Origin of the sequence: Bdellovibrio sp. HCB-162 (assembly GCF_047344985.1) — a bacterium.
GTDB lineage: Bacteria > Bdellovibrionota > Bdellovibrionia > Bdellovibrionales > Bdellovibrionaceae > Bdellovibrio.
Window position 1 is genome coordinate 1348637 of the sequence record NZ_CP178861.1, and the last position, 14720, is coordinate 1363356.

The window sequence follows — 14720 nt, forward strand, 5'->3', positions numbered from 1 at the left end:
AAAGGTCTTTAAAAGGGCTTTTTTGATGGCTTCAGGGACCTTAACTAGCCGCATCTTGGGCTTATTAAGGGACGTGGCTTTGGGCGCCTTATTCGATCGCACGGTCACCGATGCGTGGACGGCGGCTTTCCGCATTCCCAATCTTTTCCGTCGACTTTTGGGCGAAGGCTCGCTTTCTGTGAGCTTTATTCCCGTTTTTATGGAAGCTCAAACCGAGGACCCGCATGGGATTCGCGCCAAAAACTTAGCTAACAGTCTTTATACGCTTCTTTTAATTGTGTTGGGAGTTCTGACACTTTTGGGAGTGATCTTTACCGAAGACATCTTCCGTTTATTGCTTTCTGACTCTTACGGTTCTTTGGCTGAGAAATGGGACCTTACGGTGCGCATGGGCCGCATCATGTTTGGCTTTGTGTTCTTTGTCTGTTCCTACGCTTATTTTATGGGAATCTTAAATGCGCTGGGGAGCTTCGGTCTTCCTGCGGCGGCTCCGGCATTACTGAATATCTCAATGTTGGTGTTCACGTTTATGCCGTCTGAGTGGTTTCCCGTGAGGGGAGACGGGCTGGCATGGGGTGTGTTTGTCGGTGGATTCCTGCAGGCATTGCTTTTATGGGTTGCTCTTAAGAGTCGCGATTACCTACCACGCATTCAGTTTAAAATTTGGAACGATGACGTTAAACAAGTTCTGCGCAATATGCTTCCGGGACTTATCGGAATGGGACTTTTGCAATTTTCAACGCTGGTGAATTTGTATTTTGCGAGTTCTCTTCCCGAAGGTTCGATTTCGTATATTTATTGGGCCGATCGTTTGTTGGAACTTCCGCTGTCTTTGATTTCAGTGAGCATTGGTTCGGCCTTGTTACCGACGTTAAGTGCTTTAGCTGCGGCAAAAGACCAAGAAAAATTTCGTGAGACTTCGCAGGAAAGTTTTCTGATGAATTTATTCTTGGCGTGGCCAGCTGCTTTGGGTTTGTTCTTTTTAGCAGAGCCTATCATTGAGGTTTTATTTTTGCGCGGAAGATTTACTTCTGCCGATGCCGTAGCGACCTCATCCGTATTAAAAGTCTATGCTGTGAGTTTGGTTTTAATTTCCTGCAGTCGCGTTTTAATGCCGCTTTATTATTCGATTAAGAACACATTGTTTCCTGCCGTGGTTTCTGTTGTGTGCCTGGTTGTGCACGTGACCTTAGCGCCGTATTTTATGCAATCTTATGGTTTGGTGGGGTTGATGTTCTCTGGACTTCTTTCTGCTTTTCTAAATACGGTCATTCTTCTTGCGGGACTTCGCTTCTGGAATTTATCTTTTGCGTGGAAAAGTCTTCTAAAGTCTTTAGGAAAGTTTGTTGTCGCAGGAGCTGGGTTGGCTCTGACTTTAAAAATTTACGATTTCATTTCATTAGAAATAGGAAGAGGGCTGCAAACGCTCGCCCTCTTCATCACCATTCTCGGTGCTGTGGTTGTCTATTTCGGTCTCGCAGCGTTGCTTCGCTGCGAGGAGTTTACTAAAATCCGTCCGTTGTTCCGACTTTAGCGCGGCCGTCGTCATCGAAGGGGATCACTTCAGAGGCTTTGCTTGGTACGTGCGCCGGCGTTTTTGCTTTCGCCTGGAACTTCACGACGTTGGATTTTTTAGTCGGTGTCTTTTTAGATTCTGTCTTTTCTGAAACAGAAGGGGAGTGAGCTGTTTTATCCGTTCCCAAGATCACTGAGTTCAATTCCACTGTCAGATTTTGTGCAGTTACAGCCAAGTTGCTGATCTCACCACTTGTCGCGGCGATTTCTTCTGCAGAAGCTGCGTTGGATTGAGAAGCTTGATCCAACTGATTCATAGCTTTACCGATTTGTTGGATACCCGTTGTTTGCTCTGCACTTGCGGCGGCTATTTCATTATTGAGGTCCGCAACTTTTTTGATGGAGGTTACGATGTTCGTAAGAACAGTACCGCTTTCGTCAGCAATTTTGCTTCCTTCTTCAATTTGCGACACCGATTCCTTAATAAGACTTGAAATGTCTTTCGCAGAAGAAGCACTTCTCTGTGCTAAGGCACGTACGGCTTCAGCGACAACCGCAAAACCTTTCCCTTGTTCTCCGGCGCGAGCGGCTTCAACCGCGGCATTCAGAGCCAACAAGTTTGTTTGGAAAGCGATATCGTCAATCACGTGAATGATCTCTTCGATTTTTTTCGAAGATTGAGAGATCTCAGTCATCGACTTAATAAGGCTTTGAATTTCTTTTTCACCTTGTTCTGCCGAATCACGAGACGATGATGACAAGGCGGCTGCTTGTTTCGCATTGTCCGAATTCATCTGAACCATCGAAGTCATTTCTTCAAGGGCCGCGACGGTTTCTTCAAGTGACGCTGCGGCTTCAGTGGAAGATTGAGAAAGGCTGTTACCAGCTTCATTTAACTGCTCAACAGATGTTGCTACTTGGCCACCCGCTGTTGTCAAACGATCTGCAATAGAGCCGACGGAGCTAGAGATGCGAGCTGCAATCCAAAGAAGAACCCCGAAAATCGCGATACCACTGAATAGTGTGACCATGATCACCATATTCTTAACAAATTTTTCTGTTTCTGCTGCTTGGACGACACCTTCCTTCGCCATTTGTGCATAAATATCTTTCACAGCGCCATTCCATTTGCGAATGCCGACAGCAAGTTCATTCATACGACCATTGAGAAGAGTTTTTGCTGTTTCAATTTTTGCGGGTTCTCCGGATTCAACCATTCGGAGAACTTGCTCCATCTCCGCATAGAACTCAGAGAAGGTTGGTTTCACTTCCTGATACACTTTGTCTTCTTCAGGCGTGCGTGGAACTGGATCATAAGTTTCTTGAGCTTTTTTAAACTCTTCAAAGCCTTCGCGAGCCGCTTTCACACGGGCTGCGAGCTCGGTTTTGTTGTCTGCATATTGCATGGCTGACCACACTTGATAGAGATATTTATTGCGTGCTTGGCGCATCTCTCCAACCACATCGAAGGTCGGGATGACTTGCTCATTTGCGACACTTAAAAGGTTGAGGACTTTGCCAACGCCTGAATAGGCCACTGTTCCCAGAACTGCAAAACCGATCATCGGTAAAAATGCAGCAAATAACAAACGTCCTTTGATTCCGCGAAACCAACTCGAAATTCCGTAATTTTCCATTTTCGACTCCAATATTTTTTTGATGCTTTCTTAACATCTTTGACCGAATTTTATTCGGAATACTAACCGGATAGGCGGAGTCTAGTTTTATGAATGCGATTTTAGTATACGTTAAAACGACAAAACCCCTCGAAGGTCGAGGGGTTTTGTAAATAAATTTTGATTGCTTTAGATTTAGAATCCGTCAGTCGTTCCGACCTTGGCGCGAGTGTCTTCATCAAACGGAATAACTTCTTTTGCCTCTGCTTTTACCGCAACGGGGGCGGAGGTTTTCATTTTAATGACGTTGTTCTTTGCTGCAAGCTTCACAACCTCTTTTTTCTTCGCGATTTTCGCGTTTGTCGTTGCCTGAGTGTTTGTCACTGTATGACCTCCCAGAACAACATTGTTCAGTTCCACAGTCATACTTTGTGTCGCTGCCGCAAGATTGTTGATCTCGCCACTTGTCGCCGCAATTTCTTCGGCGGAAGCCGCATTAGATTGTGCTGCTTGGTCCAACTGATTCATCGCCTTGCTGATTTGCTGAATACCTGTGGTTTGTTCCGAGCTTGCCGCAGCGATTTCGTTATTCAAATCAGAAACTTTTTTTACAGAGTTCACGATGTTGCTAAGAACGGCACCGCTCTTATCTGCGATTTCACTTCCGTGCTCAATTTGTGACACAGAGTCTTTGATCAAGCTTGTGATATCTTTTGCCGCTGCCGCACTTCTTTGTGCCAAGGCACGAACAGCTTCGGCCACCACTGCAAAACCTTTCCCTTGTTCTCCAGCGCGAGCGGCTTCAACCGCGGCATTCAGAGCCAACAAGTTTGTTTGGAAGGCGATATCGTCAATAACACTGATGATCTCTTCAATTTTCTTTGAAGATTGAGAAATTTCAGTCATGGATTGAATCAGTGTTTGAATTTCTCTTTCGCCGGTTTCTGCGGCGTCTTTGGAAGACGAAGATAGAGCGGCCGCTTGTTTTGCGTTGTCCGAGTTCATTTGCACCATGGAACTCATTTCTTCCAAAGCTGCGACCGTTTCTTCAAGTGAAGCGGCGGCTTCCGTTGAAGATTGAGATAAACTGTTGCCAGCTTCATTAAGCTGCTCGACAGAAGAAGCTACTTGACCGCCAGCCGTCGTCAGACGTTCTGCAATAGAGCCCACGGAGGCAGCGATACGCGAAGCAATCCACAGAAGTAAACCAAAGATGGCGAAGCATGCAATAAAAGTAATTGTCACCATCAAAGTGTTTGCCTTTGCAACAGCCTCGTCAGCGCCTTTGTCATCCGCCTGAGCTATGTCATTATAGTATTTAATCGATGTACTGCTCATTTTATGCATGATCGTACCAATTTCCCACATACGACCATCAAGTTGTTTGCGCACTTCTTCAAAGGCTTCTGGTTTTCCCGTGGAAACCAACTCAACAGATTTATTGAGAAGTTCGAAGTATTCTTTTCTCACTGATTTTGCGTCAGCGTACACTTTTTCCATTTCAGGAGTGAAGGGGACAGATTCATAATAGTCCAAAGCCTTTTGGTATTCTTCAATGGCTTCGCGTGCAATTTTCAAACGCTCTTCACGTTTTTCAGCTGTAGGCATCGTCATCGCCGCGGAAATCTGGTAACCGAATTTATTGCGCGCTTGGCGCATTTCGCCCAGCGCCTGAATATTCGGAATAATATTCTTATGAGAATTTTCCAGATAGTCCGCAATAGTGGACATACCCGACCTTGCGATCATAAATACGGTTGCAAAGCCCACGATGGGAAGAACGGCTGCGAAAAGTAACTTACCCTTGATTCCGCGGAACCAAGAGCTGATGGAAGACTGTTGCATAAACTCCTCGTTAATTAAGTTAGGAACCTAAATTTTTCCTGAGAGGTTTTCGGTGTTTCTCCACCGGGGATAAGTCTAGTTTTTTGAATATGAGTAACGAAGAAGACCTTAGGTCTAAAGAAAAAAGGGAGCCGTAATGCTCCCTTTTGAAACAGGTCTTTAGTTGAATATCTTATTTAACTTCAGCCAAAGAATTGTAGCTGTCGCTGAGCTTCTGCTGTCTTTCGACTTCTTTGCTCCAGCGTTTCACTTCACCCTGATAGCCTTTCTGTTTGGCTTTCCACTCGTTCTCTTCGCTCGCTAAAGAACGAAGTTTTTGGTTCACTTGATCGTTTTGCTCTTTCAAAGTGCCCGCACGAGAACTCCAGATCTTCTTTTCTTCCTGAAGCTGAGTAAGCTGTAATTGATAATCGTTGATGTTCATCTCACGCTTCTTCTGGTTGTCTTTGATCTTCGCAATCATGGCCTCAAGCTCTTGAATCTTTTGGTTCTCCTGAGTCATTTTGTTTTTCTCGTCATTGATCAGCTGTTGAATTTCTTTTTCCTGGCCGCCGATGCGCCCCATGGCCTGGTTGTTTTCTTCAACCTGCTGCAGAACTTGTTTTTGTTGTCCCTCAACCTGGGACTTGGCTTTACCGACTTCAGCGATATTGCCTTCAACAGTTTTTAAGTTCTTTTCGTACTCTTGCAAGTTTGTTTTAGAGTTATTGACGTTGGCCTTGATGCGCTCCAGACCTTCTTTTGCGGAATTCTGTGCCCAAGCTGTTGTTTGCAGGCTCATCAAAACACCGATAGTCAAAGTCGTCATTGCTTTTGCGAATTTCATCTTGAAAATCCTTTCCTTATTGTTCAGACAAACCAGCCACATTTGAATCTTGTGGGCATACGTTTTTCAAAGAAGAACGGTAGTGACCTACTTCGTCTTCCCAGATTTCGCCTTTGAATTTCCAGTTCAAACTTTTCTCTTTTTGAACTTTCAACTCAGGACGTTCTTTCTCATTGATATCTCCGCCGGCCATTTGGTAGCGGATGTGTTCACCGGCACCAGAGTAGAGTTCATACTGAAGAACTTCATTCTGATCCAGAACCTTATTCAAGCTCGCAAGCATTTCAGTGAAACGACCTTGCAAGGCTTGAGAAGCCTGAGCACGAAGAACTGTTTTTTCTTTCTCGATACGCGCTAAGCCTTTTTCTCTCAAGTTTTTGATCGAAGTGCGGGCTTTCTTCGCGATATGGTATTGGATGCGATAACTCAAAAGTTTTTTCTCTGCCAATTGCACGTTGGCGATCGCAGACTCAGAAGGGCTGTCACCTTTGATTCCTTTTTTCGCATCGACCAATTGTTTGTTGGCTTCATTTTGTTTTGCAATCAACTCGCGCTCTTTTTTCACAAGAGTCAGAGCAATTCTGTTGAAACGAACAACTTCATCTTCGTAGTTATTGATTTGTTTTTGCACGCTCATGTAAGCAGGGTGGCGGGCAAGTTCCACGATGAAAGAACGTGGAAGACCATCAACCTCTTTAAGGTCGGAGTTCTTAATCCAGTTCTTCACTGTATCATAATAGTTCAAAGATGTTTTGTTCGCCTTTTGGTAGTCTTCCAATTTCTTTTTCCAAGGAGCGTACTTCTTGTTCATCTCATTAAGAACTTGAACACCGTCCCCGTATTGGCAAAGGTTCAAGTAACCCACGGTACGAACAACGTAAGACTCTGGGGCAAAGGCGTTTTTAAAGAAGTCCGTGTGAAGCGAGAACATATTTCCCGCGGCACCTTCATAGTCTTCGCCTAAGATTTGTGTCCAAGCGCTTTCAACCATCGCTTGCAACCAAAGTGGGTTTGACTTATCCACCTTCAAATAAGATTGGAAAGCTTCTTTGTATTCACTTTTTTGGAATTGCATACGAGCCAGTGTCAAAGCTCCAACGGAACGCAATTGCGATGTCTTGTTGTTCTCAGTCACTTTCATTAATTTTTCTAACTGAATAACAGCGTCGTCCACTTTACCTTGACGGTAGTTAAACAAAGCCGTCAAAAGCAACGCGTCTGGATAACGGGGAGACGTCTCTGAAATAAAGATCAAAGCATCTTCCATCAAACCCAGTTGGCCTTTTTCAGAATAGTATTTGGCCCGAGTCAATTGATAATCGTCATTCTTAGTAACATCCATTTCGTACTTCATAACCAAAGGATCAATCAAAGCAATGTCTGAAGTCTCAAGCACAGTGATGTGTTGAACCAAAGCTTCTGTGGCCTTTTGTTGCCAGTCTTTGTTTTTTGCTTCTTGAGCCACTTGGATCATATATTGGCGGAACTCAGAATTAAGTCCCATACCTTTTGCCGTCATTGCATAGTGGTATAAAGACTCAATACGGTGTTCAGGATCATCCATCAACTCTGCAAAAAGTCCCATGGCCAATTCATAGTTCTTTTGGATTTCCAAGAAAATCAACGCCTGCAAAAGTTTGTAGTCGTTAGGTTTCATATCATCCATTTTAACCAATTGAACCAAAGGATCTTTCGTTGTTGGGTCCATCACTGGATTTAAAATTTTGACGTCAGGAATTTTTTTGAAAGCATCCGCATTCGTCAACGTTTTTGAAGGTTCCACCGTGACATTGTAAGGCGCCACTTGGAATTGCAAAACCGGAGGCGATTCACGGCGACGAGTTTCCTTCACCACCACTTCACGGGAAGCGGGGAGGCGAAGAGGACTCATCTCTGCGGCTTCCACCTGGCGCTCTTCGCCCAGATCCAAGACAGGAATGTTTTTAACTTTGAAAACTTCCACTTTCCCTTTTACAACTTTCTTTTGATAAACATCAAAAGTCGGGACAAGGCTTGTTTTCACTTTCAGGCTCGATGCCGGAGCACGGCCCGACTTAGTTACCTTCAGTGCGGGATCAGCGAAAGCTGTTCCGCAGAGAAGGGGAATTGTAATTAAAATTTGTAACGGCTTATACATAAATCCCCCACCCATGGAGAAAATTAGTGCCAATAAGTAAGACCAATCATCAATGAAGTATCGTTGATGGACTCCGAGCCCAGATCACGATTGCCAGTTACGGTTGTACCACCCACGCTAGTACCTGGGGCGTAATACTTCATTTTATCTTGAGTCGACCATGTATTAATTAAATCCGCTCTGATCGCAAAGTTCTCAGAGAAGAAGATTTGCTGGAAAATTCCAAGCTTATACGCAAAAGAACTCTTTGAAAGATTTCCTTCTTTTTGCGCGATCTCGTAATCAAGATTACCCGCGCCAACAGAAATACCCATATCAAAGTAAATGATGGCTTTATCAACCACGCTCATCTTTGCGTAAAAGGGAACCCAGATTCCAGAAAGGAAGTAGGATGACTTTAAAATGTTGTGATCTGGAATCGCTCCGTAAGAATCAACGAATTGTTTAACCGCATCGTTGTCTTTAAGGTTTGCAGAGTTATAAGTGGCTTCCAAACCCCAACGCTCGTTAAAGAAATAACCCAAGCTTCCGCTCACGATACTTCCTGTGCTGTATGGGTCGTTAAATGGGATACCTGCAGAAGCTGTTAAATAAAAACGCTCTGCTTTTGTGTAACGACGATTTTGCACGACACTGAAATCATCGTCTTTGGCTGCCCAGTATTTTTGTTCCAATTTTTTGATGTCTAACTTATCACTGCCTCTTTGCTCTGCTGCCGGCTTTGTTTCCGTTCCTTGCTGTGCAAATGCTTGAGATGCAGCCAAGATGAACATTAAGATTGTCTTCTTCAACATGATATTACCCCCGCCTTAGTTTGTACTCTTGAATAAGAATGGATATGTTACGAGCACTCGAGTTCCCCCCTGTGGATTCGGAAACTTCCATGCGGCAACCCTATTCAATATACATCCCTCAACGGTTGCGTTCTTAAGTGTTGTATCACCAATAAGCTGTTGTTCGACTTGGCCCGATGGACCAATGGTGAATTTCACAGCGACTTTCCCGAAGAGATCAGGATTGGCGCTGAGTTGTCTTTCATAGCAATAAAGAATTTGTCCCAGTTTTGATTTGATATACTGAGCGATCACTTCACGGTCTAGACCGCCTGTGATTTCGCCTTCTTCTTCGATCAAACCAACACCAGCTCCGCCAGTACCGCCGGCAACAAGGCCGCCCATACCAGAGGCACTTTTACCACCACCTTTACCGGCAGTAGAAATCACAACTCCCGTACCGTTACCTTCAGCACCCCAATCACGACCGGATCTTTCCATGCCACCAACAGCGGCAAGAGCGCGACCTGAAGGACCTGAACCGGCTTTCACGCCATTAGCAAAAACCACGTTTCCGCTTTTTGCTGCTTGGGCTGAAACTTTTCCTATGAGTTGAGAAATACGACCACCCGCAAGTGATTTCATCATTTTAGAAACCTTGCTTTGGCTGCCGCTTGTAGGCATCTCAACTTTTGGACCGCCTGCTGGAGGAGTCGTTTCTTTCACAACAACCTCTTGCTTAGGAGCGGCTTCGACTTTTTTACGTTTTTGTTTGAGCTCTGTTTTTACGATAATTTTTTGCGCTACTTTTGGAGGTGTTGCAACAGTCTCAATGCTTTGTTCTTTCGGAGTGAAAATTCCCAAAGACACAAGGAAAAGGGCTGCACCTAGCACGATGTAAACGCCGCGCTTGGACTCGTCGTCAACCAACTGGTCTGCAGAAAGGTGGCCGAGTTTCGCCGCATTTTCCAAAGACACTGTTCTTTGGCTGATTTCAAGATCTCCCACTGTTTGTTTGTGCCATTCCTCTGAAGGAGTGCACGCAATTGTGATCGGTGTCACAGAGACAGCAGGTTTAAATTTTTTATTCAAAGGTAAAACTTTTGTTTCAACGACTTGGCCTGATTGTCTTACCATGAAAAGTTGAAACTTTTTACCAGACTCACGTTGTTCTTTACCGGCTTTATCCAAGCGCAAGTAAAGATCTGTTTCTTTTGTAACAGGTGTGAACTTCAACACGCAATCAGCAAGTTCAATGCTCTTTTCCTCATCCAAGCAAAGGGCAGGGGAGGTAGAACCTTGCGCACTTGTCGCGAGATCCATATTTACATACCACCAGCGGCCATCACGGAATTCAAAGAGACCTTGAATACCCTTGGTTTGCGGGGCAATTGAAATCACATCAGCCAATCGGGATGAACCGAAAGTGTGTGTTGAATTATTGGAACGAAGTTTCCAGGTTTTTGCAGTCCCGTTTTTTAGAGACTGACGTACAATCAACGTGAGCATGTAACACCTCTAACTAATTAGTTATTCAAATAGAGAGCAGATTCGCGAATGCGGCCATCCATATCCTTTTGCACATCGTAAAGAGGCATAAACTTAATACCTCTTTTTTGCACAAGGTAGGCACCGTCAGGGTTACGAATCGTTCCCTTGAGGTTCATCTCACCAAAATTTACTTCCTGGACTTTACGGACTGTTCTTTGTTTGGCAAAGGCAGTCGTCGCTGTTCCCAAGAGAATGAAAGCGATCATCGCTGTGATGAAAGATTTCACTTGTACCCTCCATACTACAAGTCTCCCGAGATTACGTGCTGACCGACTTTGTTTTGAGTTTTCAAATACTGTATTTTCTTACCTAACCAATCACGCACTTCCAATTGCTGACTGGCTTTAAACGCTTTTTCATAAGAATCCAACGCTAACGTTGGACTCTCTTTGTAGGTCTCAAACAAGTGTGCTTGTTGTAGAAGGAAATCGGCATTTTCTTTGCGAACATTAAGTAAATCTTTGATCAAACTTAATGCTTTGTCGACTTCACCCTTCTGAGCATACGATTCACTCATCAGAGTTCCCACATTCAAAGTATACAACTGTTCTTTTGACAGAGAAGAAAATTTTTCGATTGCCTTCGTAAAATCTCCCTCTGAGAATGCCTTCACACCAGCGAAAGTTTGCATTTCTGTCGATGGCATTTGCATGTCTAAAACTTTTTCGAAAAATGGCATCGCGGAATTCAAACCATCTTCTTTGTAAGTGAGACGGGCTTTTTGATACACGTAAGGAGAAGCTTCTGGTTGTGCTTTTAAAGCCGCCTCAATCATCCACAATGCTTTGTCGTTATAGCCTTTTCCTTCAGAGCCAAGACTTGCATAGAAAAGTCCCAAAGCGCGAGTGTCTTTGTTCTTCGCAAGTTCAAGACCTAGCTTTTCGACCATCTCGTACTGTTTAGAATAATAACAATTTCCTGCAACTTCGAAAGTGTTCACGGCTTGCAATTGGCCCGTCATGATAGCGGATTTATTGCAGGCTTTCGGAGAGCGAGTCTCAAAACGAGACACCTTTCCAATTGTCATATCTCCCGCAGAAGGCAAAAATGCCGTCATCTTTTCTGGAGCCGGATACTGCACAAGAGGCGGAACTGTTTGATCTACGCGAATGTTGGCAAAAACGCGCTCTGTACTTGCAGCTTGACCTTTGGAGGCGGCAAGAACTTTGAGTTTTGCTTCATTCTCGTTTTTCTTTTCCTGAATTGGCGCTGTCAATTTTGCGATCTCAGCGCGCAAGGCTTCTTGATCCGCCGGAGTTAAAGAAGCGGGAAGAGGCATTGTTTGCAAGCTCTCGATAAAGTTACCGTAACAACGGTCGATACCGCGCATCGCTTCCAGTTGTTGATAAGGGTCTTTGCTCATTTTCAAAGTTGTGAAATAAGCCGTGTGAGCCTTATCAAGTTTTTCTGTTTTCAATGAAAGCACCATCGCAAATTTTTCTTCGCGGGCTTTCACACTTTGTTGCGCCAATTCTTTTTCAAGAATACGCGCTTGGATCAAGCGAGCTTCGGCACGAATCTCTGGAGCCACATCACGACCGTTGGCTTTCATCGCTAAATCAAAGGCCGCTGTTGATTTACCAGAATCCAAAAGAGCCTTTGCACGATCAATCATGATTTGAGTTGTATAAGGCTCAATACCTTTTGCTAAAACTTGATTTTGTAACTTTTCAAGTTCAGCAGAGCGCGGTTCGTTCTTATAGGAATCCATCAGTTTGCCGTAGATGCGTGACAAGGTTTTGTTGTCAGCACCATTGAGCATACCCATGTAAGCCGCGCGCGCTTCTTTGTTTTTCTTTTCAAGAAGGTAGATGTCAGCTGCTAGTTCTAGGTGAGCGTTGCGGTTTTTCTTATCTAAGTCCGCGACTTTCAATAAAGTCTCAGCCGATTTTGAAATTTGACCGACATCGGCATAAGCTTTTGCCGCATCCTTCAAAGCATCCAGGTTGCGTTTGTCTTCTGGATACTTTTGCACGAACTTCATTGAAAGCTCAGCAGCATCATAGATCTTACCTTCCGCATAAAGAAGGCTTAGAGCTTGCCATAAAGCATCTTGAGAAAGTTTTGAGTTCTCGTGTTCTTTGGCGAAGGCGATCAACTTCTGGGAAGCTTGATCTTTGTCGCCACCTTTAGCAAATTCCTGGATCTCAGTGAAATGAGCTTCTTCCAAGATTTTGTTCATGTTCTTCTTGCGAGAATCGTCCGTTGTCGAGTTCATGACTTGCTTAGAGAAATCTTTAATACCTGCGTAGTCTTTACGGATATTGAGCATATCCAAGATCAAGTCTTCCGATTTTTTCTTAATATCTGCATTGTCAGCACCTTTAAGCTGAGCCAACGGTCTTAAGAGCTTTTCGGCTTCTGCATAGTTCGATTCTTCGTAAGCGATATGGCCCACTTTGAATTTAACCAATGTAGAGTATTTTCCAGTAGGGTGCTTCGCCAAATAATTGGCAGCAAGTTCCTTACGTTCTGCTTCTTTCAAAGGATCTTTGCCTTTTTCTAGGCTCTTCTCTTTTGAATAAAGGGCTGCATAGTTGGCGTCATGACGAAGAGGTTCCTCTGTCGCTTTGTCGCCAACCATTTTGTATTGCGTGCTGGCTTCGTCGAATTTTTCCAATTGGAAAAGAAGTTCAGCGTAAGCGTAGCGTGTTTTAAGATCCGGTTTCGTTGGATCTTCGTTCTCAAGAATCAATTTAAATAATTTTTGCGTCAAATCAGAGAACGCTACGTTTTGTTTGTTTTTAAGCCAGATCTCCCACCATTTTTTAGCCATATCAAGGCTTGTGTGGCGGAATTCTTCTTCACAAGACACCTTAATGTCTTCGGCTTTTTGCAATGTTCTCCATGTTGAATCTCTTTTGCAAAGGTCGCTCGCACTTTGCAAGTGGTCGATTACTTTGTCGCGTTTTTTCAAAGTCTCGTTGGCTTCAACCAACAAAAGGTGAGACTTCACAACGTCGGGACCGGAAGAGCGTTTGTCGATATATTCTTCCAAGAAGACATTCATTTCTTTTTGACGGCTGTGCGAATCATAAAGTTTCGCCAAGTCGATCATCGCTTGACCGAGCTCGTCTTCAGTTGTGATGTCTTCAAAGAAAGAGAAAAGTTTATTTGAAGGGTAGGAGTCACCGATAAAAACAGTCAAATCGCGAAGAGCTTCGCGGCGAAGATTGTGGCGATTTGTTGGAACTTCACCATCTTGCAATGGCGGATTTGTTTTTACGACTTCAACCAGTTTTTTGATTCCGTTTTCACTATCGCGAAGGTTGTAGTAAGCCCAAGCGGCTTTATACATGCCGTAGGAAAAAACACGGCTGTTTGGGAATTTTTCCACTTTAAGGAAATGCTCCAAGGCTTCTCTGAATTTACCTTGGTCATAAAGCAATTCACCAACCGCCAACGTACCGTCAGCAATCAGTGGAGATTTCGGGAAACGAGTCAAAAGCTTTTGATAAAGAGCTTCTGATTGTTTGTATTGAGCGACTTGTTGGTTTGCGAAGGCGTTATTGAATAACACCGCATCCATTTGTTTGAAGTTAGGGAAGTCGATCTCAATTTTAGTATAGATTTTAATAGCGCGTTTCACCGCCTCAGAACCTTTTTCATTTGGAACTGGGAACGGAGAAAGTTTCATCAGGGGAGTGTCTTGGTGCAAATCAAAGAAACGGCCGGATTTAGAACGGCGCATGTACATTTCTGCCAAACGGTACCAAAGATCCGCTTCTTCTTTAGAGCCCTTTTTCTTTTTGATGATGGCTTGCAGTGATTCAATAGCCTTGTTTTCAGAGCGAGTGATCATAATCTCGCTGCTGAAAGCTTTTTTCTCGTTTTCGTCTTCGCTGCTGTTCAAACGAACTTCAGGCAAAAGGCCTTTCGCGTTTTTTTCGGCAGCGAAGCAATAAAGTGAGAAGAGATGAAATGCAAGAAGCAAAACCACTGTGCGCATCATAAACTTATTCTCCAACCATGGTCACAAGTTTCAACTGAGGGAAACCTGCCATCGAAGCCGTGTACATCACTTTTCTCAAAGTCGCGTAAGGAAGTTCCTTATCGGCTTGAAGAAGGATGCGGCCTTCCTTGATGTGTGCTTTATCAGAAGAAGATTTCGCAAGCTTATCTAGCTCTTGAAAAAGCGGTTTAATAAAGTTTGTGTCTTTATCTTCAAGATCTTGCGGAAGAAAATCGGCATTCTTCACGTCAGCGATCTTGGTTTCATCAATCTTCAACTCGTCTTGTGAAAGAGAAATTTTCACAGCCTCTGTGGGGTTCACTTGAGATGCTGAACTTGGCAGACGCAATCCAGTCACCGGATTAATTTGCACATCTGACGTGGAGTAAGATTGCAACAAGAATACCAGCAAGAGGACGAACATGTCCGTCATGGATGTAATATTCAAAGTGAAAGTCGAGTTGTGATTTACTTTGGGTTCAAATCTACGACGACGTGACATATC

The 14720-nt window shown here is 44.0% G+C and carries 10 protein-coding genes; 1 reads left to right on the forward strand and 9 read right to left on the reverse strand.

Annotated elements, in window-relative coordinates:
- Positions 1 to 25 precede the first annotated feature (25 nt).
- Positions 26 to 1534, forward strand: a complete 1509-nt coding sequence (gene murJ / locus ACLSSO_RS06640; RefSeq protein WP_413944433.1) for a murein biosynthesis integral membrane protein MurJ — start codon at positions 26 to 28, stop codon at positions 1532 to 1534.
- Here murJ and ACLSSO_RS06645 read toward each other — a convergent pair.
- From ACLSSO_RS06645 to ACLSSO_RS06685, 9 genes are all read right to left on the reverse strand, one after another.
- A complete protein-coding gene (locus tag ACLSSO_RS06645; RefSeq protein WP_413944434.1) occupies positions 1506 to 3152 on the reverse strand; it encodes a methyl-accepting chemotaxis protein in 1647 nt (548 codons plus the stop codon). The two genes, murJ and ACLSSO_RS06645, sit on opposite strands and share 29 nt — an antisense overlap.
- Before the next feature lie 174 nt (positions 3153 to 3326).
- Positions 3327 to 4976 carry a methyl-accepting chemotaxis protein gene (locus ACLSSO_RS06650; RefSeq protein WP_413944435.1) on the reverse strand — a complete coding sequence of 550 codons (1650 nt, stop codon included), beginning with the start codon at positions 4974 to 4976 and terminating at the stop codon, positions 3327 to 3329.
- A 172-nt stretch (positions 4977 to 5148) separates the two neighbouring features.
- Complete coding sequence (locus ACLSSO_RS06655; protein WP_413944436.1) at positions 5149 to 5802, reverse strand: hypothetical protein; 654 nt, start codon at positions 5800 to 5802, stop codon at positions 5149 to 5151.
- A 16-nt stretch (positions 5803 to 5818) separates the two neighbouring features.
- Positions 5819 to 7939: a tetratricopeptide repeat protein gene (locus ACLSSO_RS06660; protein WP_413944437.1), complete on the reverse strand. Its 2121-nt coding sequence runs from the start codon at positions 7937 to 7939 to the stop codon at positions 5819 to 5821.
- 23 nt (positions 7940 to 7962) lie between these two features.
- Positions 7963 to 8733, reverse strand: coding sequence for an outer membrane beta-barrel domain-containing protein (locus ACLSSO_RS06665; protein WP_413944438.1), 771 nt, complete (start codon positions 8731 to 8733; stop codon positions 7963 to 7965).
- Between the two features lie 15 nt (positions 8734 to 8748).
- A complete protein-coding gene (locus ACLSSO_RS06670; RefSeq protein WP_413944439.1) occupies positions 8749 to 10221 on the reverse strand; it encodes an AgmX/PglI C-terminal domain-containing protein in 1473 nt (490 codons plus the stop codon).
- Between the two features lie 17 nt (positions 10222 to 10238).
- On the reverse strand, positions 10239 to 10490 hold the full coding sequence (locus ACLSSO_RS06675; RefSeq protein WP_295905808.1) for a hypothetical protein: 252 nt from the start codon (positions 10488 to 10490) through the stop codon (positions 10239 to 10241).
- 14 nt (positions 10491 to 10504) lie between these two features.
- Entirely contained in the window at positions 10505 to 14215 is a 3711-nt protein-coding gene (locus ACLSSO_RS06680) for a tetratricopeptide repeat protein (RefSeq protein ID WP_413944440.1), read from the reverse strand.
- 4 nt (positions 14216 to 14219) lie between these two features.
- On the reverse strand, positions 14220 to 14717 hold the full coding sequence (locus tag ACLSSO_RS06685; protein WP_413944441.1) for an ExbD/TolR family protein: 498 nt from the start codon (positions 14715 to 14717) through the stop codon (positions 14220 to 14222).
- Positions 14718 to 14720: the final 3 nt, after the last annotated feature.